The organism is Vibrio fujianensis, assembly GCF_002749895.1.
GTDB lineage: Bacteria > Pseudomonadota > Gammaproteobacteria > Enterobacterales > Vibrionaceae > Vibrio > Vibrio fujianensis.
Genome location: NZ_NBUS01000054.1, coordinates 388,904 through 392,368 on the forward strand (window position 1 = coordinate 388,904; position 3,465 = coordinate 392,368).

A 3,465-nucleotide genomic window follows, 5' to 3' on the forward strand; every position below is an offset into this window, starting at 1 on the left:
TGGTGGTACGGTCAAAGTTGAGCTTGCCGATGATCAACTCACCTTTAAATGCTTAGGTTCTCGGGAAGAAGTTGTGAATTAAGAAATATATACCTAACCAATGTGAAGTTGCAGGTAGGCGACAAGCGAGTGATAAATTTGTCTGGAACAAATTTGAACAGCCGTAGGCTGGCCTTATAAATAATAAACGCACCGTAAATATGGTGCTTTTTTATAATCGAGTGTTAAGTGTTAGTCTTATGCAACAAAAACGGAGCGATAGGCTCCGTTTTTGTTGCATTCGGCAATCAGAGATTAACGAGCGCGGAAGACGATGCGACCTTTAGATAGATCGTATGGAGTCATCTCTACAGTAACTTTGTCACCAGTAAGAATACGAATATAGTTTTTGCGCATTTTACCAGAGATGTGAGCTGTCACGATGTGACCATTTTCTAGCTCAACACGGAACATTGTGTTTGGAAGAGTATCAAGGACAGTACCTTGCATCTCAATTACGTCTTCTTTAGCCATTTAATCCTCTTTAGAAATTTGGCGAAAATAATCAACGGCGCATTCTGCCGTTAAAACAACAATATGTAAAGTTGGGGCGTATTCTACCCTTGCCAACGCTGTTTGACTAGCTTTTGATTCGGTTGAAAGCGTACTTTATAATTCATCGCAGGGCATTCATCAATTTGATAGCCTAAATAGAGCCACTCTTTATTCATTTGTTTGCATAGTTCGATTTGGACGAGAACCGCTAAAGTGCCTAAAGAGAGTGAGTGCTCTGGTTCAAAGAAGGTATAAAAAGCGCTGGCGCTATTGGGTAAAATGTCGGTAATGGCAATCGCGACAAGGTGGCCGCAGATATAAAGATGTAAGTATTGTGTTTGTAGCCAGTTTGAGCATGCAAACTTATCAAATTCATCTTTGCGCGGAGGATACATGCTTCCTTGCTGATGACGCGCTTCAATATAACGAGCATAGAGTGGGAACCAATCTTTATCCATCGTTGGTTTCAACTGCCATTGAACCGTTTTTGCTTTATTTAATAAGCGTTTTTGACTTTTTGAGGGCCGAAAATCATTGACAGAAACGCGTAATGCCTGACAAGCGGAGCAATAATCGCAATACGGTTGATAAATTACATCCCCGCTACGGCGAAAACCATTCGCAAGAAGCAACTCATAATGTTCACTCGTCCTCATTGATGGATCAAGGGCGATCGCAACCCGTTCCATCCGTTCAGGCAGATAACTGCATGAATGATTTTCGGTTAGGCCAACTCTAATCTGTTGCGGTTCTGCACTCATCCTTTTTCCTCTATCGAATTCGTTAAGGGGCAAGGTAACCATTGTGGCTGAAAACAAGAGTGAGAGACAGATACCTCTTTTAACCTTAGCAATGATTGCATAAACTCGCTCCGTGATAATTCAGTCGCCCCTAATGACCTAAGATGCGGATTCATGACTTGGCAATCAATTAATTTACCTTGGTGATGCGAAAAATGCTGACAAAAAGCCCAAAGTGCAATTTTAGAAGCATTGGTCGCAAGGCTAAACATGGATTCGCCACAAAACAGCTGTCCGACTTCAATCCCATATAGTCCTCCAACCAATGTTTCATTTTCCCAAACTTCAACGGAATGACAAGCCCCTTGTTTTGCCAAGTGCTGGTAAGCGTTGCGCATCTCATGATTTAACCATGTTTCATTTGCCGGCCGCACGGCTGCACATAACTCAATAACACGGTCAGTCGCATGATTTAGGCTCATTCGATAAGCGTGTTTTTTTTGAAATTTTTTTACACTTTTGGCGGGTTTAAATGTCTTAGGATTAAAGACCGCACGAGGGGCGGGGCTCCACCAGAGGATCGGTTCTCCTGGTCCGTACCAAGGAAATATACCATGATGGTAAGCAGACAATATACGCATAGGGCGCAAATCGCCACCGTAGGCGAGCAAACCATTTGGTTCGGTTAACGCCATATCGGGAGAGGGGAAGGTAAAATGGTCCGCAGCCAACTCGGTCAGATAAATTGTCATCACTTAGTCACTTATTTTAATCGGAGCACAAGATGAAACGATGGATTTTGATCTTATTGATTTTTCCTCTATTTGCCAATGCCACTTATCAACGGAATCAAGCTCGTCCAGTAAATGATGTTGTTTTTGGTCAGGTGGAAACCGTCCGCTATATCTCTCAGCAAGAGATTCTTCAATCAAAAACGCAAGGCTGGGAAACACTACTTGGTGCAGTGGTGGGGGGATTAGTAGGGCACCAATTGGGTGACGGAAGAGGCAAGCAAGTGGCAACTGCGGTTGGGGTATTGGCTGGCGCGAGTATTTCTCAACACCAAGGAAAACAAGCTGTTCAGGTTGATTATCATTTGGTCGAAATATTAATTCGTACTTCAACGGGTAAGCTTGTTGATGTGATTCAAGATGTCGACAGCCATATGCTATTTCATCCCGGTGATCGGGTGCGTATTTTATATTTTGATGAAGGCGTACGTGTGGATAAAGAAAGGTAGTAAACGCTATCCTTGGCAAAGGTCGATTAACACTGGCGATTTTAGGTTATTTTGGGTAGTCTGCTAGTACCAAGAATTTTACTGCGCTAGATAAAAATAGGCATAGTGGCAGTGCAAGGAAACACAACTTTAATGGAAAGCCTTACGTTAAAATCAATTACCAAAATTAATGGTGAAGTGAACCTTCCCGGTTCAAAAAGCGTGTCGAACCGAGCGCTTCTTTTAGCAGCATTAGCCCGTGGTACCACTCGCTTGACCAATTTACTCGATAGTGACGACATTCGCCATATGCTGAATGCACTAAATCAGCTAGGTGTTGTGTACCGTCTTTCGGAAGATAAAACAGAATGTGAAATAGAAGGGTTAGGACAACCGTTTGAACATTCACAACCGTTAGAGCTTTTTTTAGGTAATGCTGGCACAGCAATGCGCCCGCTAGCGGCTGCACTTTGTTTGGGGCGAGGAGCGTTTACTTTGACAGGTGAACCCAGAATGAAGGAGCGTCCGATTGGTCATTTAGTCCATGCCTTACGTCAAGCGGGGGCTCAGATTGACTATTTGGAAAATGAACAATATCCTCCCCTGCGTATTCGTGGCACCGGCTTAAATGCTGGAGCGGTATCGATTGACGGATCCATTTCTAGCCAATTTTTGACGGCATTTTTAATGTCAGCTCCCTTAGCTGACGGAGAGGTTATTATTAATATTGAAGGTGAGCTAGTTTCTAAACCTTATATTGATATTACCTTACACATCATGCAGCAATTTGGTGTCCAAGTGATCAACCACGATTACCGACAATTTGTGATCCCAGCAGGTCAATCTTATGTTTCCCCAGGGCATTTTTTGGTTGAAGGTGATGCCTCTTCGGCTTCTTATTTTTTAGCGGCTGCTGCGATTAAAGGCGGTGAAGTTAAAGTGACGGGGATTGGTAAAAATAGCATCCAAGGT

Annotated in this window: 5 protein-coding genes; 2 read left to right on the plus strand and 3 right to left on the minus strand. The window is 43.1% G+C overall.

Annotation, left to right across the window (positions count from 1 at the left end):
- Nucleotides 1-294 precede the first annotated feature (294 nt).
- From infA to aat, 3 genes are all read right to left on the minus strand, one after another.
- Entirely contained in the window at nt 295-513 is a 219-nt protein-coding gene (gene infA / locus B7C60_RS14845) for a translation initiation factor IF-1 (protein ID WP_001040191.1), read from the minus strand.
- 83 nt (nt 514-596) lie between these two features.
- Entirely contained in the window at nt 597-1,295 is a 699-nt protein-coding gene (locus B7C60_RS14850) for an arginyltransferase (RefSeq protein ID WP_099612326.1), read from the minus strand.
- On the minus strand, nt 1,292-2,026 hold the full coding sequence (gene aat, locus B7C60_RS14855) for a leucyl/phenylalanyl-tRNA--protein transferase (protein WP_099612327.1): 735 nt from the start codon (nt 2,024-2,026) through the stop codon (nt 1,292-1,294). Before aat ends, B7C60_RS14850 begins: the two co-directional genes overlap by 4 nt.
- 32 nt (nt 2,027-2,058) lie before the next feature.
- Between aat and B7C60_RS14860 the strand changes: the two genes are divergently transcribed.
- Both B7C60_RS14860 and B7C60_RS19605 read left to right on the plus strand, forming a co-directional pair.
- Nucleotides 2,059-2,514: an outer membrane lipoprotein gene (locus B7C60_RS14860; RefSeq protein ID WP_099612328.1), complete on the plus strand. Its 456-nt coding sequence runs from the start codon at nt 2,059-2,061 to the stop codon at nt 2,512-2,514.
- Nucleotides 2,515-2,646: 132 nt separating this feature from the next.
- On the plus strand, nt 2,647-3,465 hold an 819-nt coding region (locus B7C60_RS19605; protein ID WP_245869526.1), incomplete at its 3' end, for a 3-phosphoshikimate 1-carboxyvinyltransferase.